Genomic DNA, 24,876 nt, shown 5'->3' with positions numbered 1-24,876 from the left:
TTAGTGGCGCGGCAGGGTGGCCAGCTTGCGGTTCCAGATGGCGACGGCCTGGTCCAGCGCCTGCTTGACGTCCTGCTTGCCCGTCACGCCCGCTTCGACGGCTTTCACGAGCGAGCGGCGCAACTCGTCGTAGTCGTCGATGCCGGCCACGTACAGGGTGCGCGAGTGGCCCATCGACAGGGCGCCGGCAGCCACCGCTTTTTCGGCCGCGCCCGCGTTTGCTGGCGTGGCGAGGAAGAACGGATCGGCCGCCGCTTTCACGGTGGTGGGAAAGACGCTGGCCTGGCGCGCGAAGGCCAGCTGGTTCTCGTCGTTCGTCAGGAAGCGCGCGAACTTGCCGACCGACGGCAGCTGGCGCGCCGGCACGCCTTTCGGGATGGCGAAGTGCACGAGCCAGCCGCCGTCGGCGATGCCGGTGGGGCCCAGCGGCGCGGGCGCCACGTCGGTGATGGCGTAGATGTCTTTCGCGTCGCCGCGAATGCGCTGCATGGCCGTCGGCGGCGCCAGCAGCATGCCCAGGCGGCCGCCCTTGTAGGCGTCGATCACGGCCGGGAAATTGTCTTCGGCGAACAGGCTTTCTTTCAATAAGCCGCCGGCCTTGTAGGTGTCGGCCAGTTTCTGCACCAGCGCCACGTGCTGCGGCGAATTGAAGACGGCGCGGTTGTCGGTGATGACGGCCAGGCCCTGCTGCATGAACAGGCCGTCGATCTTGGACAGGGCCGGGGCGATGCCGGCCTTGCCCGTGCGTTGCGCGATCTGGCGCGCGTACGCCAGCTGTTCATCGAGGCTGGCGGGGCCACGCTTAAGGCCCGCCTGCTTGAAGATGGCGGTATTGAAGGCGATCACCGCGACATTGCTGTACATGGGAAAACCGTAGGTGCGGCCCTTGAAGCGCAAGTCGTCCAGGGCGCTGGGAATGTAGCTGGCGCGCGCTTCCTTGATCAGGCCATCGACGGGTGTGAGCAAGCCGTCGCGCGCAAATTCGTCGGCCCAGGGCACGTTCAGGCTGACCAGCGCGGGCGGCGTGCCGGACACGATGCGCGTGACCAGCTTGGTCTGGATGATGTCCCACGGGAAGTCGATCCATTCGATCTTGACGCCGGGATTCTGCGCCTCATAGCGCGCCACCACCGCATGGAAATACGGTGTGAACTTGGGCTTCATGCTGAAGGTCCAGAATTCGATTTTCTCGGCAGCCCATGCCTGCGGCGCGAGCAGGCCCGCGCAGGCAACAACCGCCAACAGTCTCTTGATCGTCATTTTTATCCTGGAGCGTGGCGCTCCAATGTCCATGAGTCCGCGGCGCGGGTACATGCCCTTGCCGTCGCTTATATTCGGGTGCTTCTGACGGCAGCCGCGCCCCGTGCCGGGGGCGAAGCTGCCGGGTAGTGCCTAGTTGGTCTTGGTGACCTTGCTCAAGTGACGCGGCGCATCCGGATCCATGCCGCGCGCGGCCGACAGTTTTGCCGCCATCACGTAGAAGGACTGGATGGCGACGATCGGATCGAGGTCCGGCGTGGCCGCCACGGGCAGGGTCAGGTCGCGCTCGGCCACATCGGCGGGCGCCGCCAGCAAGACCTTGGCGCCGCGCCCGCGCATCTCAGTTGCCAGCTGCAGCAGGCCGGCCTGGGTCGGGCCGCGCGTGGCGAAAATCAGCAGTGGGTAGCCGTCTTCGATCAGGGCCATCGGGCCGTGCTTGATTTCGGCGCCGCTGAACGCTTCCGCCTGCAGGGCCGAGGTTTCCTTGAATTTCAGGGCCGACTCCAGCGCCACGGGGAAACTGATGCCGCGTCCGACGACCATGATGTTGCGGGCCGGGGCCAGCACGTCGATCGCCGGCGACCAGTCGACGCGGGTCGCTTCGAGCAGCGCCTCGGGCAGCGCTTCCAGACCGCCCAGCAGCTCGGGGTCGTTCTGCCACTGGGCCACCATGCGGGCACCGGCGACCAGGCTGGTAATAAAACTCTTGGTGGCGGCGACGCTTTGTTCCTTGCCCGCGCGCAGGGGCATGGCCCACTCGGCGGCGTGCGCTAGCGGCGAATCGATGTCGTTGACGAGGGCCACGGTGGTGGCGCCGCCGTCGCGGAAGTAGCGGATCGGCTCGACCACGTCAGGGCTCTGGCCCGATTGCGAGATCGAGATGGCCAAGGTGTCGCGCGTCACCAGCGGCGACTTGTTCAGGGTGACCAGCGACATCGGCAGCGAGGCCACGACACGGCCCAGGCGCGCCATGATCAGGTAGGCGACGTAGTTGCAGGCGTGGTCCGAGCTGCCGCGCGCGATGGTCAGCGCGGTCGAGAACGAGGTGCTCCTCAATTTGCGGCCCAGTTCCGCGTAGCGTTCCGTGTCGCTGGCCAGTTGCAGGGCGACGCATTCGGCGGCGGAAATGGCTTCTTTAAGCATCATTGAGGTCACAGATTTCTCCTTCTATATACACAGCTTTGAGTTTGAGATCGCGATCGAGTACCACCAGATCGGCGTAAGTACCGGGGGCCAGCCGGCCGCGTTCTTCCAGGCCCAGGTAATCGGCGGCGTTGGTCGACACGCGCTTGGACGCGTCGGCCAGGTCCAGTCCCAGTCCCACCAGGTTGCGCAGCGCCTGGTCCAGGGTCAGGGTGCTGCCCGCCAGTGTGCCGTCGGGCAGGCGCACGCCGCCCATGCATTTCTGCACGGCGTGGCGGCCCAGCATGTATTCGCCGTCCGGCATGCCGGTGGCGGCCGTCGAATCGGTGACGCAATACAGGCGCGGGATGGCGCGCAGGGCCACCTTGATGGCGCCCGGATGCACGTGCAGCAGGTCGGGGATCAGTTCCGCGTATTCGGCGTGCGCCAGGGCGGCGCCGACCATGCCCGGCTCGCGGTGGTGCAGGCCGCTCATGGCGTTGAACAGATGCGTGAAGCCCATGGCGCCGTGCTCGAGCGCGGCCACGCCGTCTTCGTACGAACCGAGCGTGTGGCCGATCTGCACGCGCACGCCGGCGTCGGCCAGCGCGCGCACCAGGTCCAGGTGGCCGGCGATTTCCGGTGCCACGGTGATGACGCGCAGCTTGGCCAGCGTTTGCAGGCGTTCGATTTCAGCCAAGGTGGCGGCGCGCGCGAAGTTGGGCTGCGCACCGAGCTTGCCGGAATTGATGTACGGGCCTTCCAGGTGGGCGCCCAGCACGCGCGCCGTGTTCGGGCGGCGGTGGTTGGCGGCGATGCCGATGGCCGTCAAGGCCATGTCGATGTCTTCCGGCGGCGCCGTCATGGTGGTGGCCAGCAGGCTGGTGGTGCCGTGGCGCGCGTGGATGGCCGCGATGGTGTAGACGGCTTCGCCGCCCTCCATGATGTCCTTGCCGGCGCCGCCATGCACGTGCAGGTCGATAAAGCCGGGCAAAATATAGTCGTCGCTGTTGCCCGACGGGTGGAGGGAATTGCCCTCGATGCTGTCGACCCGCTCGCCGAAGGCGATGGCGCCGTGGATCCAGCCGCCTGGGGTAAGGATATTGCCTTTGATAGTGCTGCTCATCTGCGCGACTCCGCTACGAATTCATAATAATCACTGCGGCAATACGAGTGGGTCAGTTCCACCGCTGCGCCGTTGTCGAGATAACTGACACGGGTGATGTGCAGCATGGCTTCACCCGTCTTGATATTGGCCAGCTTGGCCTGTTCCGCCGTGGCGTTGACGGCGCGGATATGCTGCAGCGCGCGCATCGGGATGGTGCCGCGCGACTCCAGGTAGCCATACAGCGAATCGGTCACCTGCTGCGGATCCGGCATGTACAGCGCGGGAATGGTGGTCGTCTCGATCGCCATCACCACTTCGTCTGCCGTGCGCAGGCGGCGCAAACGCGCCACCGGCATGTGCGGCGACAGTCCCAGCGACAGCAGTTCCAGCGGTGCGGCCGAGCCGATGTCGCGCTGCAGCCAGCGCGAGCCGGCCGTAAAGCCCCGCTGGCGCAATTCTTCCGAAAAGCTCGTCAGGCGCGACAGCGGCTGTTCCAGCTTGGGCGTGATATAGGTGCCCGAGCCGCGCTTGCGCGTCAGCATGCCCCGGTCGCACAGCATGTCGATGGCCTTGCGCGCCGTGACGCGCGAAATTTCCAGGATGTCCGACAGCACGCGCTCGGAAGGCAAGGCCTGGTTGGCGCGCCAGTCGCCGCTGGCGATGCCGTCCGACAGCATGTTCGCCAGCTGCATGTAGAGCGGCGTGTCGCTGGCCGGATTGGGTTTGAAGGTGGACAGTTTGGCCAGCATGGTCATTGCTCCTGCAAGTGCTTGCGTATCAGGCGCAGACCGCCTGCGGCCGAGTCGCCCTGTGCCGGCACGACCAGTTTCAACAGTTCCGCCGGCAGATAGCCCGACAAGGGTGCCGCCAGGCCGCCGCACAGGGCCACGGGCAAGGCGCCGGCCGGGTCGAGCGCCCTGGCGATCAGCGCGATCTGCCGGCCCGCGTCGACCAGGATGGTGTGCGCCACGGCGTTGCTGGCCGCGTGTTCGAGCACCAGCCGTGCCAGTTGCGCAAAATTGGTCTGGCTGGCTTCGGCCAGCCACACTTGCATGGCGTCGCGCTGGCCGCCGCAGGCGTCGATGACGGCCGTGGCGAAAGCGCTGCCGGGCACGCGCCCGTCGACCACTTGCTGCGCGTGGTTGATGGCGCGCATGCCGATCCAGGCGCCGCCCGCCTCGTCGCCGGAGGGGAAGCCCCAGCCGCCCACTTCATGGCGGCTGCCGTCCGCGTGCAGCACTTCGCCCACGCTGCCCGTGCCGATGGCAACGATGGCGCCCGGCTGGCCCGCATGCGCGCCCAGCAGGGTGGTCAGGGCATCCGATTCCAGCGCCACAAAGGCGTAGCCGGGATTGTGTTCGACGAAGCTGGCGGCCCACTGTTTGTTGTGCACGCCGGCCAGGCCCAGGCCGATGGCCATGCGCTGCAATGACGGCTGTTCCAGGCCGACCGTGCGGAAGGCCACGGTGACGGCATGCGCCACGGAGGTCCAGGCCCGTTCGATGCCCAGCCCTAGGCCGGAGGGGCCGCTTTGTCCCTGTGCCAGCTCCTGGCCGTCGAGGCGCGCCAGGCGTACGCGGGTACCGCTTCCCCCGCCGTCGACGCCGATTATGTATTCGATCATGGTGTGCAGTCCCGCGTTTGGTTGAGTGCGCCTGTCTCGGTTCTTTTATTTGTCGGGCGGCGAAAAAGCTGAAGGCACTATATTGTCGCCCCGATGGCTTGTCAACAGGTATTTAAGTGGTATTGATAATTGCGTTGCGCGGCGTCGCGCCATGCCCGAGGATGTGATGGCAAGTTATTGTTATTAAAGGAGTTTTTGTGGATGTTGAATGGTATTGAAATTGGCCTTGTTTAATGCCAATTTTTTGCAACTGGTCTGTTGTTGGGTGTGTGATATTGCTTGTATGCATGCTTGGCAAGGGGCGCCATGAAGAGTAAAGTCCGCCTTTTACACCTGAGTTGGAAGAGCATGATGAACGACAAGGCAGCAAAGAGCGAGTACTGGGACGACTGGCAGCAAGAGGCGCTGGCCGCCGGTGTGTCGGCGCCGCTGGCCGCGCTGGGCATGGAAATGATGCGCACGCACCGCAAGAACCGCTGGCCGAAGGATTTCCTGGGCCGCGAAAGCGATGGCCCGGTCATGATCGAAATGTGCCTGGAAGATGAAGCGGAAACGGAATTGTTCTTTATCGAGAACCTGTATCCCTACGATGCGGCGCTGATCGAAAAGACGCGCCGCCGTCTGTGCCTGCACTGATCGTGCGCTGACGTGTGACTGGAACGGCCGCCTTGCGCGGCCGTTTTCACGTCAGGTGCTGAATTTTTCGCTGCTGGCGCGCACGCGCATGCGCAGGCTCAGCAGCATGATGGTGACCAGCAGCAGCGAATGCGGGCCCGGTTCATGCGAGCCAGGGACGCGCCGGCTGGCGTCCGGCGAATGGAAATGGGCCAGCCGCGTGGCGAGGGTGGCGGGCGCCGTCTGGTAGGCGGCCATCTGAAGCGGCGGCGTGCCTGCCGCATGCGCGTTGCCAGCGGCCCAGAGCGACAGGGCCGCGCCCAGCAAAATCATTGTTCTCATCATATTGCCTGTTTCCGCCGAGGGCTGTTCTAAGTTGATTACACATGGTCGTGCCGTATGCCGGCCATGTCCTGTCCCCAGTTTGTATGCTTGTTTCCGTGCTGGTCACGCCGCACCGGAATGATATCTATTTATAAATTGCGTGTATTAAAACACAATAAAATAAAAATGCAAACGTCTTTTTGCAAATAAGCGCATGCGCTGCCCGTGCTTGCCGGGCGCCGTCTGTCAATTGCATGGGGGAAATGACGTGGCATTTTCATGGGGGAGTGTCATAATGGCCCAGGCATTTCCGCCCAGGCATGGAGTAGATGATGAGCAAGGCACAGGACAGCAAGAAAGAAGCCAAGAAGGAACCGGCCAAGACCATGAAGGAAAAGAAGGAAGCCAAGAAGGTCAAGAAAGAAGAGCGCAAGCGCTGATCATGCGCGTGCGCCGTTCATTGATGCGCCCGTGGCGTGCGCCGGCCCTGCTGGCGGCGTTCGCCCTGCTGGCCTGCGGCGTGCCCGTGTCCGGCGTGCTGGCGCAGCAAAAGCCGCCGCCGTCCACGTTCGGGCAAGTGGTGGGCAATGCCGTGCTGTGCATCGACCAGATCGACAACAAGGCCTTTTATGCGTATCTGCTGACGGCCTTCGGCCCCGCCTACAAGCATGAAGGGGGCGCCTACTGGTTCCGCACGGACGCCACCTTGTGGGGCGCGCCGATTACCGACGTGATTGTCAGCGACGATACCAGTCCCCTCGTCTTCATGGGCGTGGTGGCGGACTCGACGCCGGAAAAGCTGGAGCCGGCCATTCGCGGCGTCTCGGGCCTGCGTTTCAATAAACTCGACAATTCCGCCTTTCCTGTCCGTGGTTCCGTGCCTGGCAGTAAAATCGTCTACTTCCGTAGCAAGGCGAAAGTCTATTGCGCCAAATACAAGCCGTTGCCGCCCGCCCGCACCCGATGAGGGTATCGGCTTGCCGCCGCGCATTTTGATCGTTTCATCCGCAGGGTCTCCATGTACACGCATTATTTCCAGCTCAAGCAATCGCCGTTTTCGATCGCCCCCGATCCGCGCTACCTGTTCATGAGCGAACGCCACCGCGAAGCGCTGGCGCATTTACTGTATGGCGTGGGCAGCGGCGGCGGCTTCGTGTTGCTGACGGGCGAAATCGGCGCCGGCAAGACCACCGTGTGCCGTTGCTTCATGGAACAGATTCCGGAAAACTGCCAGCTCGCGTATATCTTCAATCCGAAACTGTCCGTCGAGGAATTGCTGCTGTCGATCTGCGAGGAATTCCGTATCGCCCTGGCGCCCGGCGTGGCCAGCGTGAAAGGCTATGTCGACGCCATCAATGCGCACTTGCTGGCCAGCCATGCGCAGGGCAAGAACAATGTGCTGATCATCGATGAAGCGCAAAACCTGTCCGCCGCCGTGCTGGAACAATTGCGTTTGCTGACGAACCTGGAGACGAGCGAGCGCAAGTTGCTGCAGATTATCCTCATCGGCCAGCCGGAATTGCGCGCCATGCTGGCCCGGCCTGACCTCGAGCAGCTGGCGCAGCGCGTGATCGCCCGCTATCACCTCGGTTCGCTGACGGCGGACGAGACGGCAAGCTACATCCGCCATCGGCTGGCCGTGGCCGGCTGCACGGCGCAAACGCCGTTCGCGCCGCGACTGATGGCGCACATTCACGCCATGAGCCACGGCGTGCCGCGCCGCATCAACCTGCTGTGCGACCGTGCGCTGCTGGGCGCCTACGTGGAAAACCAGCCGCAAGTGACGCGCCAGATATTGCACCGCGCCGCCGAGGAAGTGTTTGCGGAAGAGGGCAAGCCGGCTGCCGGACGGGGCTTGCGCTGGCCGCAGGTGGCGGGCGGCGTGCTGGCCGGCGCCGTGGTCACGGCCGCGCTGGCCTGGCATTTCATGCCGCGCCCGTCCGCCGTGCCTGCTGCGCCTGTCGTGGCCGCCTCAGTGCCGGCCTCCGCCTCCGCCGTGGTGGCTGCCGCCGGATCCGCATCAGCATCCGCGCCAGTCAGCGTGCCGGACCGCAACGCCGTGCTGCGCCAGCTGGCCAGCCTGTGGGGCGAGCAGTTGCCGGCCGGCGATGCTTGCCAGGCGGGCACCCGCGCCGGCTTGCGCTGCCTGCACAGCCGGGGTGGTATCGCCGAGTTGCGCGTGCTGGACCGTCCCGCCATGCTGGCCTTGCGCGATACGGATGGCAGGGAACAGCTGGCGCTGCTGACGCGCGTGCAGGACGGGAGCGCCACCTTGATGCTCGATGGCAAGCAGCAAAGCCTGCCGCTGGCCCAGCTGGCGCAGCGCAGCGATGGCAGTTTCACGACCTTCTGGCGCGCCCCGCGCAGCTGGCGCGATGAAGTGCCGCTGGGCGCGCGCGGTGCCGACGTGGACTGGCTGGCGCAGCGCCTGGCGCAACAGCGGGGCTTGCCGGCGCCGGCCGCCAATCTGCCGCTCGATGCCGAGATGCAAGGTCAGCTGCGCGCTTTCCAGCAAAGCCAGAACCTGCGGGCCGATGGTCTGGCAGGCCCGAAAACGTATATACGCCTGATGCAGCTCGGTGACAACGCGGAGCCGCGCCTGAGCAGTGCAGCTCCTGCCGTGGCAGCGCCCGCTGCGACGGCGATGGTGGCGGGGAAATAAGATGTCCTACATACTTGAAGCACTGAAAAAATCGCAAGCCGAACGCCAGCTGGGCGAGTTGCCGTCTATCCACGCGCCGCAAGTGCAGTTGCACGATGGCGCAGCATCGGGCGCCGCGAGTCGCGCGCCCGTCTGGCTGGCGCTGGGCGGCGTGGCGGTGGCCGTGGCTGTCGCGCTGCTGCTGTGGCAGCCTTGGCAGGTGGCGGCCACGGCACCTGCGGTTGCACCTGCCGTGCTGGCCCAGGCCGTGCCCGCGCCGCTGCCGGCAGTCGTCCCGCCAGCAGCGCCCGTGCCCGCGCCAGTGGCCGTGCCCGTTCCCGTGCCGCCAGCGGCCACCGCCGCGCCCGTGCACCATGCCAAGCCCGTGGCGGAACCGAAGCCGGAGGCGCCAGTCCCCGCTCCGGCGCCGGCCGTGCCCGTACCTGCGCCGGCGGCCGCGGCCGAAGAGGCCGTGCCCGGCATGCGCGACTTGCCCGAGCCGATACAGCGGCAAATCCCCCCGGTCGCCATCGGCGGCTATATCTATTCGAAGAATCCGGCCGACCGCCTGCTGCTGATCGACAAGGTCCTGCGCCACGAAGGCGAGGAGCTGGCGCCCGGCCTCGTGCTGGAAAAATTGCAGCCGAAGGCGGCCATCTTCAGTTTCAAGGGCTACCGCTACCGCGTGCCATACTGAGTTGTTGTGCATCAAGGCCGGGTAACAGTAGCTGAACCATACTGGCCTGGCCTGGTCGAACCAGGGTCGCTGCGACCGTGTGCGCGGCCGGGGAGTTCCGATGATTGCTGCCGCAGCTGGTGAGGGTGCTTTTGATGCGCATGGCCTGGGAAACCTGGCGCGCATCGACCATATCGTCGTGCTGATGATGGAAAACCGATCGTTCGATCACATGCTCGGCTACCTGAGCCTGGAAGGCGGGCGCACCGACATCGACGGTTTGCAGGCCAGCCATGCCAACGTGCATGCGGGCGTGAGCTACCCCGTGCACCATTTGCGGCGCACGGCCTTTGGCCCGCAGCAAGACCCGTCGCATACGGGCATGTCGGTGGCGCAGCAATTGCAAAACAATAATGGCGGCTTTGTCGGCGATTATGCGCAAACGCATCCGGGCGACCCCGACATCGGCCTGGTAATGGGCTACTACAATGGTGCCGACTTGCCCATGTACGATTTCCTGGCGCAGCAGTTCTGCGTTTGCGACCGCTGCTACAGTTCGGTGCCTGGCGCCACCTGGCCCAACCGCCTGTATGCCATCAGCGGCAAGGCGGCCGGCAGCCGCGACAGCAAGCGCGTGCCCCTGTATACGAACAAATCCTTCGTGCGGCACCTGGACCGCGCCCAGGTCAGCTGGAAATTCTATTCCGCCTGGAAGCCCTGGAGCCTGGCGCTGACGGACGACCATTACCGTTCGTCCGAGCTGTACGAACCGTTCGGTTCCAGCGCGCGCCGCTATGGCTTCATCGGCGATGCGCTGGCGGGCGCCTTGCCCTCGGTCAGCTGGATCGATCCGCATTTTTTTGAGGGTGACGATCACCCGCCGGGCGATATCCGCGCCGGCCAGGCGTTCGTGGCGCAGGTCTACCAGGCCCTGTCGCGCGGGCCGGCCTGGGCGCGCACCTTGCTCATCCTCAGCTATGACGAGCACGGCGGGTTTTTCGACCATGTGCCACCTGGCCCCGCCATCGATGACGATCCCGCGTTTCGCCAGTATGGCGTGCGCGTGCCCATGCTGCTTGTGTCGCCGCTGATCGCACCGGGCAGCGTCAGCCACGAGGTATACGACCACACGTCGATCATCAAAACCATCTTGCAGCGCTTTTGCCGCAGCGCCGATGGCGCCTTGCCCCAGATGGGTGCGCGCGTGGCGGCCGCCAGCGGCCTGGGCGCCGTGCTGACCCTGGCGCAAGCGCGCGCGGCGCCCGCCGTACCCGCTGCTGTGCTGGCGCAGCGCGCCGCATGGGAAGCGGATGTGCGGGCGCAGGATTTTACTCCGCTGGCGCCCGCTTGCCAGCCTGATGGCGAAGTGGCCGTCGCTGCCGCCGTACCGTTCCAGTCCGATGCCGAGGCGGGCGCGATCGCCGCCCACCGGCAATTGGCGCGCACGGCCAGAAATGCGCAGGCGGCAAATAATAAAACAGCGGGCAAAACGGCGGGCGCGACAGCGCCGAAGCCGGCGGGCAGACGCCGGCGGCAGGGCGGCAAGACGGCGCCCGCCGGTGCCGTGAATGGCGGAAAACCTGTGCTCGCTTGACCTTGGCGATGCGCCGGGCAATGCGCGGCGCCTGCGCCGGCGGTCGCGCCCGTGGGGCTGCGTATAATCATTCCTTCTCAAACAAGGAGTGACCATGCACGATGCGATGCCCGCCCACCCGGTACTCGGTGTGATCGGCCGTTCCGGTAGCGGCAAGACGACCCTGCTGGAATTTGTGGTGAAGGAACTGGCGGCGCGCGGCTTGCGCGTCAACCTGGTCAAGCACAGCCACCATGACCTGGCGCTGGAGCCGCCGCAAAAGGACAGCGCCCGCCTGCGCATGGCGGGGGCGGCGGAAGTGCTGGTGGCGTCGCCGTACCGTTTTGCCATCGTGCACGAGCTGCGCGGCGCGCCCGAGCCCAGCCTGGCGCAGCAACTGGCCCGCATGGGATCGGCTGACCTGACCCTGGTGGAGGGATTCAAGACGGATCCCATTCCCAAGCTGGAAGTGTTCCGCCCGGAAGTGGGGCAGGCGCCCCTGTATCCGCATGACCCGCATGTGATCGCCGTCGCCTCCGACAGCTCGGCGCCGGCCGACCTGCGCGAGGGCGTGCAATGGCTGGACTTGAATGCGCGCGAGCACGTGCTGGCCTGGTTGCTGCTGCAGTTGGAAAATAAGCTGGAAAAATAAGCTAAAGGTTTGCCGCGGCCATCCGTTAATACTGGTAGAACCTCATTGGAGAAACGTATGGACGTCGGAAGCATTGCTCAACTGTCAACCACGATGGCGGAGACAGGCACGCGGCAAGCCGTTGGCTTGACTGTCCTGAAAAAAGCCCAGGATATCCAAAGCTCGACTGCCACTGCCTTGCTGGCAGCACTGCCACCGGTACAGGCGGCACCCAGCCTGCCGGCTCACCTCGGCAACCGCATCAATACGACTGCCTGAGCGCAGTCCTGCGGCGCCCGCTTGGCGCTCGCCATCGATACGCCCACACCACCGTCATCAACGGTGGCGCGTGGGCGTTTTTGTCTGCCTTCCTGTCCCTGTGAAATGCAGTAATTGAGCCTGGTTCGCCATGGCGCGGCCGATTCAGTAGAATGGCGTCCATCGCCTCGCGTTGCCCATCGTGCAGCCCGGGGCGTGCCCACTTACCGATTACTTTGACCCAGCAAGAGGAATCCCATGAATAAACGTCAAGCTCTCATCGCCGCTGCCCTGGCGGGCATCTGTGCCGGCGCCACCATCAACGCGGTCGCGCACGACGGTCCCGCCCCTGGCGACAAGGAAAAATGCTATGGCGTAGCCAAGGCGGGGCAGAACGATTGCGCTTCGTCCGATGGCGCGCATTCCTGCGCGGGCCAGGCGGAGGCGGACAACCTGCCTACCGAATGGGCCTATGTTGCCAAGGGCACGTGCGAACAGGCGGGCGGCTCCGTCAAGCCCATCAAGGCCGGCAAGGCTGCAAAACCGGCCACGCAGCCGTAAGCACCCGCCGCCCGCCCATGCCGCCGCCCATCCAGACGCTTGCCGGCGTCGGCCTGCGCGCCGCGCATTACCGCGATTTTCTGGCGCGCCGGCCCAGGGTGGGCTGGCTGGAAGTGCACACTGAAAACTATCTGCAGCCGTCCGGCTGGGACTGGCACGTGCTGCAGACCCTGCGCGAGGATTACCCGATCAGCCTGCATGGCGTGGGCCTGGGCCTGGGCTCCGCACACGGCTTTTCGGAAGCGCACCTGCAGCGCGTGCGCGCCGTGGTCGAGCGCATCGAGCCGACCCTCGTGTCGGAGCACCTGTGCTGGGGCGCCGTAGCGCAGCAGCAACTCAACGATCTGTTGCCGCTGGCCTTGAATGGCGCCGCCCTCGATTTGCTGTGCGCCAGAGTGGGGCGCGTGCAGGATGTGCTGAAAAGGCCGATCTTGCTGGAGAATGTTTCCACTTACCTGCGTTTTGCCGACGATGCCATGAGCGAGGCGCAATTCCTGGCGGAACTGGCGCGCCGCAGCGGCTGTGGATTGTTGCTCGATATCAATAACCTGTATGTGAACCAGTGCAACCACGGCGAGGACGCCATGCTTGCGATGCAATCCATCGCGCCGGGCAGCGTGGGCGAACTGCACCTGGGCGGCCATCTGCTGACGCCGCACGCCGTGGTCGACCACCATGGCGCCGCCGTGGCCGAGCCCGTCTGGGACTTGTATGCGGCCGCCTTGCTGCGCTTTGGTGCCATTCCCACCCTCGTCGAATGGGATACGGACTTGCCCGCCCTCAATGTCTTGCTGGGCGAGGCGGACAAGGCGCAGGCCATGCTGGCGCGCCATGCGCCGCAAACGCCCTGGCAGGGGGCGGTACTGGCTGCGCCGCCACCGCCCGCGTCGCTTGACGCGCTGGCAGCTGGCCAGCAAGTGTTTGCCACGGCCTTGCTCGATACCGCGGCAGCCCTGCCATCGTTCGCGGGAGAACCGGTGCCGCAGCGTTTCGCCTTGTATCGCGGCAGCTTGAGCGCCACCTGGCGCCGCACCTTGGGCCACGTCTATCCAGTCGTGCTGGCGCTGGTGGGCGAGGCATTCTTTGCCGGACTGGCGCGCGCGTATGGCCGGCAGATGCCATCCGATAGCGCCGATTTGAATCAGTTTGGCGCGCGTTTCGCCGACTTTCTCGCCGTGTTCCCGCCCGTGGCCGACTTGCCCTACCTACCGGACATGGCGCGCCTGGAGTGGGCCTTGCACCTGGCCCACTACGCGGCCGATGCGCAGGGCCTGGCGCCCGAGTCGCTGGCCGCCCTGCATCCCGATCAATTGGAAACGCGCTGTTTTGCCTTGCATCCCGCTTGCGCCTTGCTCGCATCGAACTGGCAAGTGGCGGCCCTGTGGCAGGCGCATCAGGAAGGGGAAGGGCAGGGGATGTTTCCGCGGGATATGCAGGTGGCCAGCTGGGCACTCGTATGCCGGTCGCGCTGGAAGGCGCAGGTGCTGGTACTCGATGCGGCGGCGCATGCGGCCTTGCTGGCCTTGCGGCAGGGACAGACGTTTGGCGCCGCGCTCGATGCGGCATTCGCGCTGGACCCGGCATTCGACCTGGCCGCACACTTGCGCCAGTGGCTGGCGCATGCGGTGTTGACGGCGTAACGGTTTATTCGAAGGCCCGCAGCAGGCGCGCTTCGCCCGTCTGATCGCGGTACAGGGCATTCGCGGCCAGGGTGGCGTCCATCATGCGCGTCACTTGCTCTTCTTCAAAGCGGGCCAGTTCGGCAGTGGCCGCGACGAGGGCCAGTTCCAGTCTGGCGCGCGCGCTCTGGTACAGGCTGCTGGTGTATTTGTCTGTGTTACGCAGCAATTCTTCCGCGTTTTCTATGACCTGGCGCAAGTCGCCGATCAGGCGTTCCTGGCTGCGCGTACCTTGTTCGGGATGGTCCATGGCGCTCCCCTTCTGCAATCGATATTTTTCTGGCAATAACGACGTGTTTGCAGCTTGACAAAGGCAGCCGGCTGGCGGGGTGCTGGCTGGACGCATGGGGCCGCTTTCGCGCCCCATGCCGGGGTCAGACTGGAGCGACGACCGTGATACGGATATCGCCCACGCTGACGACCTGGCCGGCGCGGATCTTGGCGGTCTTGCGCAATTCCTTCTTGCCATCAACCTTCACCACGCCGCTATCGACCATGACCTTGCCTGCGCCACCACTGTCGCACAAGCCGACCAGCTTCAATAGCTGGTTCAGCTCGACGAATTCGGATGTTAAATCAAAGCTTACTTTTTGCATTGTATCCCTTATTGCAATGATGTGTTTTCAACACTTGATGACGACCTCAACTAACTCGTAGTTTACCTGAAGCCGCCAGCAATGCAGGGTGGAAGTCAGCTTTTGTTGGGGCGCGTCATCTCCAGGGGCACGATCCACGCACTGAATTGCTCTTCCGTTACAAAGCCCAGGGCCAGCGCCGCTTCCTTCAAGGTCGTGCCTTCGTGCTGGGCCTGCTTGGCGATTTGCGCCGCCTTGTCGTAGCCGATGTGCGGCGCCAGCGCCGTGACCAGCATCAGGGAACGCTCCATCAGTTCGGCGATGCGTGCGCGGTTCGGCGCGATGCCGTGCGCGCAATGCTCGTCGAAACTGCGCATGCCGTCGCCCAGCAGGCGCGCGCTTTGCAGGAAGTTGTGTGCAATCAAGGGTTTGAAGACGTTCAGCTCGAAATTGCCCGAAGCGCCGCCCACCGTGATGGCCACGTCGTTGCCGAACACCTGGCAGCACAGCATGGTCAGCGCTTCGCACTGGGTGGGGTTGACCTTGCCCGGCATGATGGAGCTGCCCGGCTCGTTTTCGGGGATCGTGATTTCGCCGAGGCCGGAGCGGGGGCCGGACGCCATCCAGCGCACGTCGTTGGCGATCTTCATCAGGGCCGTGGCCAGGGTTTTCAGCGCGCCATGGGCGGCGACGAGGGCGTCGTGGGCGGCCAGCGCGGCAAACTTGTTGCTTGCCGTTTCGAACGGCTGGCCCGTCAGGCACGCCAGTTCTTGCGCGATGCGGCCGGCAAATTCCACGTGGGCATTCAAGCCCGTGCCGACTGCCGTGCCGCCGGCGGCCAGCTGCAGCAGCGGCGGCAGCGATGCCGTGATGATGTGTTCGGCGAAGTCCAGCTGCGCCACGTAGCCGGAAAATTCCTGGCCCAGGGTCAGCGGCGTCGCATCCTGCAAATGGGTGCGGCCGATCTTGACGATGTCGGCAAATTCCGTCGCCTTCGCATCCAGGGTGGCGCGCAGCTGGCGCAGCGGCGGCAAGACCGTGTTGGCGACGGCCAGGGCGGCGGCCACGTGGATGGCGGTCGGGAAGATGTCGTTCGAGGACTGGCCCAGGTTGACGTCGTCGTTCGGATGCAGCAGGCGCTCGGCGCCCCGCAAGCCGCCGATCAGCTCGGAACCGCGGTTGGCCAGCACTTCGTTCATGTTCATATTGCTTTGCGTGCCAGAGCCCGTCTGCCAGACGGCCAGCGGGAATTCCGCGTCGTGCTTGCCAGCCAGTACTTCGTCGGCCGCCTGCGTGATGGCAACGGCTTTCTTGCCATCCAATAATCCCAGGTCCAGGTTGACGTGGGCGGCCGCGCGCTTGACGGTGGCCAGGGCGGCGATCAGTTCAGGCGGCATCTTTTCCGTGGAGATATGGAAGTGCTCGAGCGAGCGCTGCGTTTGCGCTCCCCACAGCCGGTCGGCGGGTACGTCGATCGGGCCGAAACTGTCGCGTTCAATTCTGCTACTCATGACATCCCTTTCATCGATAGAGGTGGATCGAGTGTACTCCAGGCGTCAAAAATGCACAGGGTGATGCTGTATTGCATCATTTTTACCCTGGGCCATCTATATTTTTGCGATTTCCTGCCGTTAAAGACAGGCGAGTCCCGATTATCTATCCTGTTATCAAAGCGATCAGTCCATGCAGAGCAGCATCCTTCCCCGTTGGTCTTTGATCGCGTGCGCCGCCGCCAGCCTGGCCTTGCCGTCTGTGGCGGGCGCGGCCGAACTGGGCGAGATGGCCGTGCTGTCCCATGTGGGCCAGCCCCTGCTGGCCGAGATCGAACTGATGGCCCTGGCGCCCGAGGAGACCAACGGCGTGGCCGTGCGCCTGGCCTCGCCCGATGTGTACCGCGGTGGCGGCATCGGCATGGACCCGGCCCTGCAGACATTGACGATCAGCCCGCTGGAACGCGGGGGGCGCCACTATGTGCGCGTGAGTACCCGGCAAGCGATCCAGGCGGGTCACGTGCATCTGTATTTATTGCTGGGCAATGGCAGCGGCGCCGTCGTGCGCCTGGGGACCTTGTGGCTGACGCCGGCGCCGCCCGCTGCTGCCCCCGTCAGTGCGCCAGTCCGGCCTGCCGTTCAGGCGCCCGTGCCAGCGCCGTTGCCGTTACCACGTCCTGTGCCCGTCGCCCCGTCGCCCGACGCCGCCGCGCTGGCGGCCCGCGCGCGCGCCGAGGGCCTCGTGCGTCCGGCGCGCGTGTTCGTGCCGCCGCCCGTCGCGCCCACGCCTGCGGCTCCGGTGCAGCAGCGCCCGGCACCGGTGCGCCGCGCCACGGCGCCCGTGGCCGCTTGCGCGCCCCAAGCCGATATGGAGCAGGCGCAAGCGTGCGTGGCGCTGGATGAGAAAAACACGGCCCTGAATGCAAAGCTCGGCGAATTGGAGGGCAAGATCGGCGCCTTGCAAAAGGCGCTGGCTCTGCCGGCTGCCGCTGCACCGGTGGCGGCGGAAGTGCCGCATGCCAAGCCCAAGCCCCTGCATGCGGCGCCCGCCGCTGACAAGGACAAAAAGGCGGGCGGCAACGGCCTGTTGTGGCTAGGTATCGGCACCTTGCTCTTTCTGCTGCTGACGGCCGTCATCGTGTATGTCGTGCGCAAGCGCAGGCAGGCGCCTGGCGCGCCGTCGAAATACTGGGTCTTGCTGCGCAAGCCGTTTAGCCGCAAGAAGAAGGATGTGCCCGTGCTGACGGAAGCCGTGGAAGATGGGGCGGCCGAGGCGGAACCGGAGCCGTTCTCGCGTTAAAGAGATGGCAAGACGGCGCCGAAATTTGATGTAAAAAAAGATATTGAAAAAATACATGGAAACGCCGGCCAATCACGTTGCCTGTTTTTCAAAGATGGTGCTATGATGAATTCAGTGGACTTGCTCTACGACAAAACAGCCCCAGCCTGGCGCAGTCACCAACGATAGCGTGGCGCGGCAAACAGGTGTAGCGTTGCATAAACGCCTGGGTCTGGAAGCGGTTCGCGATGCCGACGATGTGCTCGCGAACGCCGGATGCAACCGGCAGCGAGGCGACGCCAGGAGATACCTGGGGCTCGCCTTCCAAATTCCCCCTCCTTGCTTTCCGGGTGCCGCAGATGGCGCGCTCCCTGGCATGGCGGCAGACGTAAAAAAAGCACCCGCGGGTGCTTTTGTCGTTTCTGGTGCGGCAAGCTTTACATGCGTGCGCGCGAACCCTGCATGGCGTTCGGCAACTGCGTCATCCATGGTTCCGTGATGGTGCGGATTTCGCGGTCGTTGGCCAGGATTTGCTTGAGCAAGTCGATCTTGCGCAGGCGCGAGGCGCCGGCCAGGGCGGGCACCTTGCCCGTCATGGTCGCGCTGGCGGCGCTGGCGCACTGGTTTTCCAGGGTATCCAGGCCATCCCAGTCGCTCGAACGTGCGGCTACGACCATTTTATTGGTCATTCCTGCAATATTTTCGTACATCGAGAGAACGTCGTTGGAGGTCATGAGCACACCCGTAACTAGTGAATGGATTACCGCTTGTCCAGATTAACGGCAGGTCCAAGGGGAACTTGAGGGTATTTTTGAAAAAAAGTGAAAATAATTTAGATGATTGCTTGGCGGCTGCCGGAGTCGCCCGTCAAGCCGCATGCCTGCTGGCGCCGTGGTGGCAGGGGAGTGTGTTGCGGTGCCTCAAAACGCGTTATGATTTTGCACACTACTGTCGTTACTTTGCCTGAAAGGATCACCATGCGCGTTGTCACTGCCGCCGCTTCCTCTTTCCCTGCTTCCTGGCGCAAGCGCGCCATGGTGCTGGCCCTGTCCGGCATCGCGCTGGCCGGGGGCGCCGTCCACGCGCATGCACAGGAGGCGGCCGCCAGTCCCGCCGCCGCGATGGCGGCGCCCACGGCTGTCTTGCCCGGCGACGACTTTTATGATTATGTGAATGGCGACTGGCTGCGCAGCACGGAGATTCCCGCCGACCGCAGCAGCTGGGGCTCGTTTGCCATCCTCGCCAACGCCACCAACGAGCGCATCATCGCCCTCGTCGAAGGCCTGGCGGCGGCGCCACAGGCCGATGCCTCCGCGCGCCAGGTCAGCGATTTTTACCGTTCCTGGATCGATGAAGCGGCTATCGAGGCAAAAGGCTGGGCGCCGATCAAGCCGCTGCTGAAGAAGATCGATGGCATACGCGACCAGGCAGGACTGGCCCGCGCGCTGGGCGAGAGCCTGCGCGCCGATGTCGACCCGCTCAACGCCACCAATTTTTATACGGAAAACCTGTTCGGCCTGTGGGTGGCGCAAGACTTGAACGACACCACGCGCAATGTGGCCTATCTGCTGCAGGGCGGGCTGGGCTTGCCCGACCGCGCCTTTTACCAGAGCGACAACGCCCGCATGCAGGGCTTGCGCACGGGCTATCAGGCGCATATCGCCGCCATGCTCAAGCAGGCCGGCTACAGCGATGCGCCGGCCCGCGCCGCGCGCGTGTTTGCGCTGGAGCAGCAAATTGCCGCCAGCCACGCCAGCCGCGAGGATTCGGCCGATGTCGCCAAGGGCAATAACGCGTGGCGCGCCGCCGACTTCGCCAGCAAGGCGCCTGGGCTGGACTGGAAAGCCTTCTTCCAGGCGGCTGGCCTGGGCAAGCAGACGGATTTCATCGTCTGGCATCCGACGGCCATGACGGGCAGCGCGGCCCTGGTGGGTAGCGTGCCGCTGGCCACCTGGAAGGATTTTCTGGCCTTCCACGCGATCAACCATTTCAGCACGACCTTGCCGAAGGCGGCCGCCGACCAGCGCTTTGCCTTCTATGGCAGCGCCCTGAGCGGCACGCCGCAGCAGTCGCCGCGCAGCAAGCGCGCGCTGGCCGCGACGAATGCGGCCCTCAGCGACGCCGTCGGCAAGCTGTACGTGGAACGCTATTTCCCGCCTGAATCGAAAGCGCGCGTGCAGGACATGGTGACGAATATCGTCGCCGCCTTCTCGCGCCGCATCGACAAGCTGGACTGGATGGCGCCGGCCACCAAGGCGCAGGCGCAGGAAAAACTCAAGACCCTGTATGTGGGCGTCGGCTATCCGGAACGCTGGGAGAATTATGCGGGCTTGCGCGTGGTGCGCGGCGATGCGCTGGGCAATGTGCAGCGGGCGGAGCAGTTCCATTACCAGCAGGAGCTTGCCAAGCTGGGCCAGTCTCCCGACCGCAAGGCCTGGGCCATGCCGGCGCAGCTCGTCAACGCCGTCAACCTGCCGCTGCAAAATGCGCTGAACTTCCCGGCCGCCATCCTGCAGCCGCCATTCTTCGATCCGACAGCGTCCGACGCGGCCAACTATGGCGGCATCGGCGCCACCATCGGCCACGAGATCAGCCACAGTTTTGACGACCAGGGCGCGCAGTTCGACGCCCAGGGCAAGTTGCGCGACTGGTGGACGCCAGCCGACCTGGCGCATTTCCAGTCGGCCTCGAAGCAATTGGTGGCGCAGTTCGCGGCCTACAAGCCGTTCCCCGACCTGGCCGTGAATGGCCAGCTGACCCTGAGCGAAAACCTGGCCGACCTGGCCGGCGTGGCGGCCGCGCATGACGCGTTCACCCTGTCGCAGCAGGGCAAGCCGGCGCAGCCGGGCGCGGACCGCGATTTCTTCACCGGCTACGGCGTCAGCTGGCGCAGCAAGGCGCGCGAGGCGGCGGCGCGCCAGCAAATCCTCACGGATGGCCACGCGCCGGCGCAATACCGCGCCGCTACCGTGCGCAACCTCGACGCCTGGTACCCGGCCTTCGACGTCAAGCCGGGGCAGCAGCTGTACCTGGCGCCGGAACAGCGCGTGCGCGTCTGGTAGCAAATGGTGACGGTGCCGGCACGCAGCGCGCCGGCACCGTAAAATGGCGGAACATATCGACAGGACCGCCATGAAGCCGACCCCACCGCAAGATCAGCAAGACCCCATCCACGCTATCACCGAACGCACCCTGGCCCATTACGACGCCAGCGCCGAGCAGTTTTTCGAAGGCACGCGCGACCACGACGTCAGCCAGAACATCAGCGCGCTGCTGAACGCCATCGGCCGCCCGGCGCCTGTGGAGATTCTCGACCTCGGCTGCGGCCCGGGCCGCGATCTGAAAGCGTTCACGGCCATGGGCCACCACGCCACCGGTGTCGATGGCAGCGCCCGCTTCGTCGAGATGGCGCGCGCCTACAGCGGCTGCACCGTATGGCAGCAGGATTTCGTCGACCTCGACTTGCCTGCCGCGCAGTTCGACGGCGTGTTCGCGAATGCCGTGCTGTTTCACGTGCCCAGCGCCGTCCTGCCCGGCGTGCTGCGCGCCTTGTACGCGTGCCTGAAACCGGGCGGCGTGCTGTTCAGCTCGAATCCGCGCGGGCAGAACCAGGAAGGCTGGAACGGCGCGCGCTACGGCAGCTATCACGACGAAGCGACATGGGCCGCATATGTGCAGGCGGTCGGATTCAGCCTGGTCGAGCAGTACTACCGTCCGCCCGGCTTGCCGCGCGAACAGCAGCCTTGGCTGGCGACGGTATGGCGCAAAGCGGGCTGATTTCGCGTAATTAGCTGATTTTTGGCATGTGTTAGGGACCGTACATAGTTTTTGCAACCTCAAGCGTAGTATGGACACATCGACACGCAGCAAGCAGTTTGCAACGGCGTGTGAGCCGCAGTACCGGCCCTTCGGGGCAGGACAACAGATGTACCAACTACAGTGAGGATCCATCATGAACAAAGATCAAGTCGAAGGTAAACTGAAGGAAGTCGGCGGTAAAATCCAGGAAGCCGCTGGCAAAGTCGTCGGCAGCGAAGAACAGCAAGCCAAGGGCCTGGCAAACCAGGTCGAAGGCAAAGTGCAGAAGAAGGTTGGCGACGTCAAGGATGCGGTCGAGACCGTCACGCGCAAACCGTAATCTGACGCACGCATAAAAAAACCGCCGCCTGTCGCGAGACAGGCGGCGGTTTTCATGTGTGGGCGCGCTTTACTTCGCTACGCCCAGGTTCTGCTTGAAGAACATCTCGATTTTCTTGTACACGTGGCGCTGGCCCGCGCGCGACGAGATGCCGTGCTTGGCGCCCGGGTACGTCATCAGGTCGAACTGCACGCCGCGGTTCACGAGCGCGTCGATCAGGCGCGTGCTGTTGCTGAACAAGACGTTGTCGTCGGCCATGCCGTGCACCAGCAGCAGCGGCGACTTCAGGCCGTCGAGGTGGGCGAACACGGTGCTGGCCTTGTAGCCGTCGACGTTTTCCTTCGGCATGCCGAGGAATTGTTCCGTGTAGTGGGTGTCGTACAGCGACCAGTCGGTCACGGGTGCCACCGAGACGCCCATGGCGATCTTGTCGGACGCTGCCGACAGCAAGCGCAGGGTCATGAAGCCGCCGTAGCTCCAGCCGAACACGCCGATGCGTTTGGCATCGACGAAGCTTTGCTTGCCCAGCCAGTCGATGCCCACCAGTTGGTCGGCCACTTCGGCCGCGCCCAGGTTGTGATAGATGGCGTCCGTGAACGCGCGCTCGCGGCGCGACGAACCGCGGTTATCGAGGCGGAAGACGACAAAGCCTTGCTGCGCCATGTACTGGTCGAAGTTGTTGCCCCAGCGGCGAGCCACGTGCTGCGAGTGCGGGCCGCCATACGTCGACAGGTAGACGGGATAGCGTTTGCTTGCGTCGAAGTTCGACGGCTTGACGATCGAATAGTACAGCGTCTGGCCATCGTTGGCCTTCAGGGTGCCGTACTCCGTCGGCAGGTGGTCCGCCTTGTATTTGGCGTACGGGTGGCTCGCGTTCAGCGCGTTTTCTTCCAGCCAGCCCACCATGGCGCCGTCCGGGCGGCGGATGCTCACTTGCGGCGGCGTGGCCGGGTCCGAATACGTGTCGACGAAGACTTCGCCATTGCGCGAGAACGTCGTGTCGTGCCAGCCATCGGCTTTCGTCACGCGCTGCGGCTTGTCGGCCGTACTGCCGTCGAGCGCCAGCGCGTAGGTCTGCTTGTCGATCACGGCGTCGCGGTTCGACGCGACGAATACTTTACCGGTTTTCTGGTTCACGGCCAGCACGCTGTCGATGCCCCATGCGCCGGATGTGACCGGGTGCAGCAGCTTGCCGCTCATGTCGTACAAATACAGGTGATTGCGGCCCGTGCGCTCGGACGACCACAGGAAGGTGCCGTTCGAAAGGAAGCGCAGGTCGTCATGGATGCTGACCCAGGTCTTTGACGTTTCCGTCAGCAGGGTGCGCTGTGCCAGCGTGCTTGCATCGACGGCGACCAGGTCGAGGGTCTTCTGGTCGCGTGACTGGCGCTGGTACACGAGCGACTTGCTGTCCGCGCTCCAGTCGGCGCGCACCAGGTAGATGTCCGGGTTCGTACCCAGCTCCACCTGGCGCTGCGCGCCCGTTTCCGGCGAGACGATCAGCAGCTGCACCAGCACGTTCGGGTCACCGGCGGCAGGGTAGCGCTGCTCGACGACGTCCGTGCGGTCGGCGAAGATTTCAAAGCGGCGCACGACGGGCACCGGCGCTTCGTCGTAGCGTTTGTAGGCGATGGCGGAATCGTCGGGCGCCCAGTAGTAGCCGGTGCGCTGGCCCATTTCTTCCTGCGCCACGAATTCGGCTTCGCCGTTGCGTATCGTGCCCTTGCCATCGGTGGTCAGCTGGCGTTCCTGGCCCGACTTCAGGTCGATCACATAGATGTTCTGGTCGCGCACGAACGAGACGTAGCGGCCTTTCGGCGAGATTTTCGGATCGAGCACATTGCCCTTGGCGACCAGGCGCGCCTTGTCCGGATGGGCCGCATCGACCAGGTACAGATTGCCGGCCAGCGGCACCAGCAGCTGCTTGCCATCGGGCGACCAGCTGTAGCTGAGAATGCCGTTCAGGCTGGCCGTGCGCTCGCGTTCGCGGCGCGCCTGCTCTTCGGGCGAAATCGTTTCATTCGGCACCAGCGCCTTCGAGTCGACGAGGCGGTGCGTGCTCTTGTCCTTCAGCTTGAATTCCCACAGGTCGAGCTGGAACTGGTTGTCGGCGCGGCCGCGCAGGAACGTGACTCGCTCGCCATCGGGCGAGACCTTCAGGTTGCGCACGCCGGGGCCGGCCAGCGCCGGATCGGCGTGGATGCGTTCCAGGGTCAGCTTTTCAGCCGATGCGGGAACGCTGGCCATCGCGGCCAGAAAACAAAGAATAAAACGCATGGATGTCTCGGTAGTTGGAAGGATGAAGGGCACTGCATGCATAGGCGAACTTGAGCGTTGCCTAAGCGTAAGACGATACCAGAGCGTGCTTCTTTATGCGATAGCGCTGGACACGGAATATGGACGTGCTGGCCGTATTTCCTTCGTGAAAAATATCCAAGCGCCACCCATTCCATGGCGCTTTACGCGGTTCAGGCCAATATCGACCCCGCGACGATGGTCAGGCAGGCGCCGCCTATCCAGGTGTGGCCATCGCGGAAGCTGACGGACACGCGGCCGTCGCGCTGCAGGCAGGTGCCCTGGCGGACAGTGTAGTCGCCGCCTGCCAGTAGGTGCGCGATGCAGGCGTTGGCGCTGCCCGTGACGGGGTCTTCCACCAGCGCGCCATGTTCGCTGAGCAGCGCGCGCACTTCGTAATCGGCTGGCCCGCCCGCAGCGTGCGGGCCATACAGCGCCAGGCCATCGGCCCCGGAGGCGGCCAGCAAGGCCGTCAGCGATGCGATATCGGCGCGCACGGCCAGGCAGGCGGCGGCGCTTGCCAGCGGCACGCACAGCCAGCGGATGCCCATGCCGACGACGGTGCCGGCAGCGGCTGGCGCGCCGGCCAGCGCGGTTTGCAGCAGCGGCAGCAGCGCCGGGTCGAGCGCGCGCGTGGTGCACGGCGGCGCCTGGAACGCCAGCACGCCGCCCGCCTGCCGTTCAATGTGCACCAGGCCCACGCCGCATTCCTGCACGATGCGCGCGTCTTTCGGCTGCATGCCGGAGTCGAGCAGGGCGTGCGCCGTGCCCAGGGTCGGGTGTCCGGCGAACGGGAATTCCATCTCGGGCGAAAAAATCCGCACGCGGTAGTCGGCTGCCGGGTCGCACGGCGCCAGCACGAAGGTGGTTTCCGACAGGCCCGTCCAGCGCGCAATCGCCTGCATCTGCGCGGTATCGAGGCCATCGGCGTCGAGCACGACGGCCAGCGGATTGCCCATGAACGGCACCTTGCTGAAGACATCGACCTGCTTGAAGGAGCGCGGCTGGGGCATGGCGGATTCCTTGA

Annotated in this window: 25 protein-coding genes; 13 read left to right on the top strand and 12 right to left on the bottom strand. The window is 64.9% G+C overall.

From position 1 onward, the window contains the following. The 5 genes from MRBLMS1_RS23270 to MRBLMS1_RS23250 all read right to left on the bottom strand — a co-directional run bounded on the left by MRBLMS1_RS23270 (position 1) and on the right by MRBLMS1_RS23250 (position 5,114). Positions 1-1,260 carry an ABC transporter substrate-binding protein gene (locus tag MRBLMS1_RS23270; protein ID WP_485882257.1) on the bottom strand — a complete coding sequence of 420 codons (1,260 nt, stop codon included), beginning with the start codon at positions 1,258-1,260 and terminating at the stop codon, positions 1-3. Between the two features lie 132 nt (positions 1,261-1,392). Then, positions 1,393-2,406, bottom strand: coding sequence for an SIS domain-containing protein (locus tag MRBLMS1_RS23265; protein ID WP_034759831.1), 1,014 nt, complete (start codon positions 2,404-2,406; stop codon positions 1,393-1,395). Then, complete coding sequence (gene nagA / locus MRBLMS1_RS23260) at positions 2,396-3,508, bottom strand: N-acetylglucosamine-6-phosphate deacetylase (protein ID WP_139090264.1); 1,113 nt, start codon at positions 3,506-3,508, stop codon at positions 2,396-2,398. Before nagA ends, MRBLMS1_RS23265 begins: the two co-directional genes overlap by 11 nt. Next, a complete protein-coding gene (locus tag MRBLMS1_RS23255; RefSeq protein WP_046685618.1) occupies positions 3,505-4,239 on the bottom strand; it encodes a GntR family transcriptional regulator in 735 nt (244 codons plus the stop codon). Before MRBLMS1_RS23255 ends, nagA begins: the two co-directional genes overlap by 4 nt. Positions 4,240-4,241: 2 nt before the next feature. Then, positions 4,242-5,114, bottom strand: coding sequence for a glucosamine kinase nucleotide-binding domain-containing protein (locus tag MRBLMS1_RS23250; RefSeq protein WP_485882254.1), 873 nt, complete (start codon positions 5,112-5,114; stop codon positions 4,242-4,244). Between the two features lie 348 nt (positions 5,115-5,462). Between MRBLMS1_RS23250 and MRBLMS1_RS23245 the strand changes: the two genes are divergently transcribed. Next, positions 5,463-5,750, top strand: a complete 288-nt coding sequence (locus tag MRBLMS1_RS23245) for a hypothetical protein (protein WP_034759823.1) — start codon at positions 5,463-5,465, stop codon at positions 5,748-5,750. A gap of 51 nt (positions 5,751-5,801) precedes the next feature. Here the strand turns inward: MRBLMS1_RS23245 and MRBLMS1_RS23240 are convergent, their stop codons facing one another. Continuing rightward, positions 5,802-6,074 (bottom strand): hypothetical protein, encoded by a 273-nt coding sequence (locus MRBLMS1_RS23240; RefSeq protein ID WP_485882252.1) that lies wholly within the window; start codon positions 6,072-6,074, stop codon positions 5,802-5,804. A gap of 421 nt (positions 6,075-6,495) precedes the next feature. On the opposite strand from MRBLMS1_RS23240, the gene MRBLMS1_RS23235 reads away from it, so the two are divergent. The 8 genes from MRBLMS1_RS23235 to bufB all read left to right on the top strand — a co-directional run bounded on the left by MRBLMS1_RS23235 (position 6,496) and on the right by bufB (position 14,033). Then, on the top strand, positions 6,496-7,020 hold the full coding sequence (locus MRBLMS1_RS23235) for a hypothetical protein (protein WP_139090270.1): 525 nt from the start codon (positions 6,496-6,498) through the stop codon (positions 7,018-7,020). 51 nt (positions 7,021-7,071) lie between these two features. After that, positions 7,072-8,715, top strand: a complete 1,644-nt coding sequence (locus MRBLMS1_RS23230) for an ExeA family protein (protein ID WP_485882249.1) — start codon at positions 7,072-7,074, stop codon at positions 8,713-8,715. 1 nt (position 8,716) lies between these two features. Next, the gene (locus tag MRBLMS1_RS23225; protein ID WP_485882247.1) at positions 8,717-9,391 is read left to right on the top strand and encodes a general secretion pathway protein GspB; all 675 of its coding nucleotides are present in this window, start codon (positions 8,717-8,719) and stop codon (positions 9,389-9,391) included. A 100-nt stretch (positions 9,392-9,491) separates the two neighbouring features. After that, positions 9,492-10,964 carry an alkaline phosphatase family protein gene (locus MRBLMS1_RS23220; protein ID WP_485882245.1) on the top strand — a complete coding sequence of 491 codons (1,473 nt, stop codon included), beginning with the start codon at positions 9,492-9,494 and terminating at the stop codon, positions 10,962-10,964. Positions 10,965-11,058: 94 nt separating this feature from the next. Beyond that, on the top strand, positions 11,059-11,595 hold the full coding sequence (mobB, locus tag MRBLMS1_RS23215) for a molybdopterin-guanine dinucleotide biosynthesis protein B (protein WP_485882243.1): 537 nt from the start codon (positions 11,059-11,061) through the stop codon (positions 11,593-11,595). A 57-nt stretch (positions 11,596-11,652) separates the two neighbouring features. Next, positions 11,653-11,853: a YjfB family protein gene (locus tag MRBLMS1_RS23210; RefSeq protein ID WP_086141004.1), complete on the top strand. Its 201-nt coding sequence runs from the start codon at positions 11,653-11,655 to the stop codon at positions 11,851-11,853. Positions 11,854-12,090: 237 nt separating this feature from the next. Further along, positions 12,091-12,393, top strand: a complete 303-nt coding sequence (locus tag MRBLMS1_RS23205; RefSeq protein WP_485882241.1) for a BufA1 family periplasmic bufferin-type metallophore — start codon at positions 12,091-12,093, stop codon at positions 12,391-12,393. Between the two features lie 17 nt (positions 12,394-12,410). Continuing rightward, positions 12,411-14,033, top strand: a complete 1,623-nt coding sequence (gene bufB / locus MRBLMS1_RS23200) for an MNIO family bufferin maturase (RefSeq protein ID WP_485882239.1) — start codon at positions 12,411-12,413, stop codon at positions 14,031-14,033. A gap of 4 nt (positions 14,034-14,037) precedes the next feature. Here the strand turns inward: bufB and MRBLMS1_RS23195 are convergent, their stop codons facing one another. The 3 genes from MRBLMS1_RS23195 to fumC form a co-directional block, all read right to left on the bottom strand. Continuing rightward, positions 14,038-14,322 carry a hypothetical protein gene (locus MRBLMS1_RS23195; RefSeq protein ID WP_034759786.1) on the bottom strand — a complete coding sequence of 95 codons (285 nt, stop codon included), beginning with the start codon at positions 14,320-14,322 and terminating at the stop codon, positions 14,038-14,040. A 124-nt stretch (positions 14,323-14,446) separates the two neighbouring features. Further along, positions 14,447-14,668 (bottom strand): RNA-binding S4 domain-containing protein, encoded by a 222-nt coding sequence (locus MRBLMS1_RS23190; RefSeq protein ID WP_035825476.1) that lies wholly within the window; start codon positions 14,666-14,668, stop codon positions 14,447-14,449. Positions 14,669-14,763: 95 nt separating this feature from the next. Next, positions 14,764-16,158 (bottom strand): class II fumarate hydratase, encoded by a 1,395-nt coding sequence (fumC, locus tag MRBLMS1_RS23185; RefSeq protein WP_485882236.1) that lies wholly within the window; start codon positions 16,156-16,158, stop codon positions 14,764-14,766. A 172-nt stretch (positions 16,159-16,330) separates the two neighbouring features. Between fumC and MRBLMS1_RS23180 the strand changes: the two genes are divergently transcribed. Next, the gene (locus tag MRBLMS1_RS23180; protein ID WP_485882234.1) at positions 16,331-17,437 is read left to right on the top strand and encodes a type IV pilus assembly protein FimV; all 1,107 of its coding nucleotides are present in this window, start codon (positions 16,331-16,333) and stop codon (positions 17,435-17,437) included. A gap of 416 nt (positions 17,438-17,853) precedes the next feature. Here MRBLMS1_RS23180 and MRBLMS1_RS23175 read toward each other — a convergent pair whose 3' ends face one another. Further along, positions 17,854-18,150: a flagellar protein FliT gene (locus MRBLMS1_RS23175; RefSeq protein WP_139090283.1), complete on the bottom strand. Its 297-nt coding sequence runs from the start codon at positions 18,148-18,150 to the stop codon at positions 17,854-17,856. A 243-nt stretch (positions 18,151-18,393) separates the two neighbouring features. Here MRBLMS1_RS23175 and MRBLMS1_RS23170 point away from each other — a divergent pair, with 243 nt between their 5' ends. The 3 genes from MRBLMS1_RS23170 to MRBLMS1_RS23160 all read left to right on the top strand — a co-directional run bounded on the left by MRBLMS1_RS23170 (position 18,394) and on the right by MRBLMS1_RS23160 (position 21,554). Beyond that, positions 18,394-20,478 carry a M13 family metallopeptidase gene (locus tag MRBLMS1_RS23170; protein WP_485882231.1) on the top strand — a complete coding sequence of 695 codons (2,085 nt, stop codon included), beginning with the start codon at positions 18,394-18,396 and terminating at the stop codon, positions 20,476-20,478. 70 nt (positions 20,479-20,548) lie between these two features. Then, positions 20,549-21,193 carry a class I SAM-dependent methyltransferase gene (locus MRBLMS1_RS23165; protein WP_485882229.1) on the top strand — a complete coding sequence of 215 codons (645 nt, stop codon included), beginning with the start codon at positions 20,549-20,551 and terminating at the stop codon, positions 21,191-21,193. Between the two features lie 175 nt (positions 21,194-21,368). Next, positions 21,369-21,554 carry a CsbD family protein gene (locus MRBLMS1_RS23160; RefSeq protein WP_034759763.1) on the top strand — a complete coding sequence of 62 codons (186 nt, stop codon included), beginning with the start codon at positions 21,369-21,371 and terminating at the stop codon, positions 21,552-21,554. 69 nt (positions 21,555-21,623) lie between these two features. Here the strand turns inward: MRBLMS1_RS23160 and MRBLMS1_RS23155 are convergent, their stop codons facing one another. Both MRBLMS1_RS23155 and MRBLMS1_RS23150 read right to left on the bottom strand, forming a co-directional pair. Then, on the bottom strand, positions 21,624-23,831 hold the full coding sequence (locus MRBLMS1_RS23155) for a S9 family peptidase (protein WP_485882227.1): 2,208 nt from the start codon (positions 23,829-23,831) through the stop codon (positions 21,624-21,626). 191 nt (positions 23,832-24,022) lie between these two features. Continuing rightward, entirely contained in the window at positions 24,023-24,862 is an 840-nt protein-coding gene (locus tag MRBLMS1_RS23150; protein ID WP_485882225.1) for a PhzF family phenazine biosynthesis protein, read from the bottom strand. Between the last annotated feature and the right edge of the window lie 14 nt (positions 24,863-24,876).

The organism is Massilia sp. LMS1-1-1.1, assembly GCF_040815535.1.
Classification (GTDB): Bacteria; Pseudomonadota; Gammaproteobacteria; order Burkholderiales; family Burkholderiaceae_D; genus Janthinobacterium; species Janthinobacterium aestuarii.
This window is presented reverse-complemented; position numbering and strand designations above follow the sequence as displayed.

What these genes read in the sequence shown, in the direction of transcription:
- MRBLMS1_RS23270 (WP_485882257.1), bottom strand. Translation starts at nt 1,260, where the DNA reads ATGACGATCAAGAGACTGTTGGCGGTTGTTGCCTGCGCGGGCCTGCTC.
- MRBLMS1_RS23265 (WP_034759831.1), bottom strand. Translation starts at nt 2,406, where the DNA reads ATGATGCTTAAAGAAGCCATTTCCGCCGCCGAATGCGTCGCCCTGCAA.
- nagA (WP_139090264.1), bottom strand. Translation starts at nt 3,508, where the DNA reads ATGAGCAGCACTATCAAAGGCAATATCCTTACCCCAGGCGGCTGGATC.
- MRBLMS1_RS23255 (WP_046685618.1), bottom strand. Translation starts at nt 4,239, where the DNA reads ATGCTGGCCAAACTGTCCACCTTCAAACCCAATCCGGCCAGCGACACG.
- MRBLMS1_RS23250 (WP_485882254.1), bottom strand. Translation starts at nt 5,114, where the DNA reads ATGATCGAATACATAATCGGCGTCGACGGCGGGGGAAGCGGTACCCGC.
- MRBLMS1_RS23245 (WP_034759823.1), top strand. Translation starts at nt 5,463, where the DNA reads ATGATGAACGACAAGGCAGCAAAGAGCGAGTACTGGGACGACTGGCAG.
- MRBLMS1_RS23240 (WP_485882252.1), bottom strand. Translation starts at nt 6,074, where the DNA reads ATGATGAGAACAATGATTTTGCTGGGCGCGGCCCTGTCGCTCTGGGCC.
- MRBLMS1_RS23235 (WP_139090270.1), top strand. Translation starts at nt 6,496, where the DNA reads ATGCGCGTGCGCCGTTCATTGATGCGCCCGTGGCGTGCGCCGGCCCTG.
- MRBLMS1_RS23230 (WP_485882249.1), top strand. Translation starts at nt 7,072, where the DNA reads ATGTACACGCATTATTTCCAGCTCAAGCAATCGCCGTTTTCGATCGCC.
- MRBLMS1_RS23225 (WP_485882247.1), top strand. Translation starts at nt 8,717, where the DNA reads ATGTCCTACATACTTGAAGCACTGAAAAAATCGCAAGCCGAACGCCAG.
- MRBLMS1_RS23220 (WP_485882245.1), top strand. Translation starts at nt 9,492, where the DNA reads ATGATTGCTGCCGCAGCTGGTGAGGGTGCTTTTGATGCGCATGGCCTG.
- mobB (WP_485882243.1), top strand. Translation starts at nt 11,059, where the DNA reads ATGCACGATGCGATGCCCGCCCACCCGGTACTCGGTGTGATCGGCCGT.
- MRBLMS1_RS23210 (WP_086141004.1), top strand. Translation starts at nt 11,653, where the DNA reads ATGGACGTCGGAAGCATTGCTCAACTGTCAACCACGATGGCGGAGACA.
- MRBLMS1_RS23205 (WP_485882241.1), top strand. Translation starts at nt 12,091, where the DNA reads ATGAATAAACGTCAAGCTCTCATCGCCGCTGCCCTGGCGGGCATCTGT.
- bufB (WP_485882239.1), top strand. Translation starts at nt 12,411, where the DNA reads ATGCCGCCGCCCATCCAGACGCTTGCCGGCGTCGGCCTGCGCGCCGCG.
- MRBLMS1_RS23195 (WP_034759786.1), bottom strand. Translation starts at nt 14,322, where the DNA reads ATGGACCATCCCGAACAAGGTACGCGCAGCCAGGAACGCCTGATCGGC.
- MRBLMS1_RS23190 (WP_035825476.1), bottom strand. Translation starts at nt 14,668, where the DNA reads ATGCAAAAAGTAAGCTTTGATTTAACATCCGAATTCGTCGAGCTGAAC.
- fumC (WP_485882236.1), bottom strand. Translation starts at nt 16,158, where the DNA reads ATGAGTAGCAGAATTGAACGCGACAGTTTCGGCCCGATCGACGTACCC.
- MRBLMS1_RS23180 (WP_485882234.1), top strand. Translation starts at nt 16,331, where the DNA reads ATGCAGAGCAGCATCCTTCCCCGTTGGTCTTTGATCGCGTGCGCCGCC.
- MRBLMS1_RS23175 (WP_139090283.1), bottom strand. Translation starts at nt 18,150, where the DNA reads ATGACCTCCAACGACGTTCTCTCGATGTACGAAAATATTGCAGGAATG.
- MRBLMS1_RS23170 (WP_485882231.1), top strand. Translation starts at nt 18,394, where the DNA reads ATGCGCGTTGTCACTGCCGCCGCTTCCTCTTTCCCTGCTTCCTGGCGC.
- MRBLMS1_RS23165 (WP_485882229.1), top strand. Translation starts at nt 20,549, where the DNA reads ATGAAGCCGACCCCACCGCAAGATCAGCAAGACCCCATCCACGCTATC.
- MRBLMS1_RS23160 (WP_034759763.1), top strand. Translation starts at nt 21,369, where the DNA reads ATGAACAAAGATCAAGTCGAAGGTAAACTGAAGGAAGTCGGCGGTAAA.
- MRBLMS1_RS23155 (WP_485882227.1), bottom strand. Translation starts at nt 23,831, where the DNA reads ATGCGTTTTATTCTTTGTTTTCTGGCCGCGATGGCCAGCGTTCCCGCA.
- MRBLMS1_RS23150 (WP_485882225.1), bottom strand. Translation starts at nt 24,862, where the DNA reads ATGCCCCAGCCGCGCTCCTTCAAGCAGGTCGATGTCTTCAGCAAGGTG.